General features: G+C 70.6%; 1 protein-coding gene. It reads right to left on the minus strand.

Annotated features, from left to right (window positions below):
* Positions 1–231, minus strand: a 231-nt coding sequence (locus tag AAEZ03_RS29085; RefSeq protein ID WP_502948001.1) for a 3-dehydroquinate synthase family protein, incomplete at both ends; no start/stop codon positions are given.

Consider the following 231-nt stretch of genomic DNA (forward strand, 5'->3'; position numbering starts at 1 on the left):
CATCAGGTCCATGTAGCGCGCATCGCCGAGCGCGGGCGCGCGGGTCGGCAGATGTGCGGCCGCGATCACCGCATCGAGGCGCTGCCGCGATGCTTCGTCGAGGAGGCCGAGCCGCACCGACAGGTCGCCCGCCATCACCATCCCGCAGCCGACCGCTTCGCCGTGCAGCCATTCGCCGTAGCCGAGCCCGGCCTCGATCGCATGGCCGAACGTGTGGCCGAAGTTCAGGAT

It is taken from the genome of Pseudomonas sp. HY2-MNA-CIBAN-0224, assembly GCF_040310285.1.
GTDB lineage: Bacteria > Pseudomonadota > Gammaproteobacteria > Pseudomonadales > Pseudomonadaceae > Aquipseudomonas > Aquipseudomonas helleri.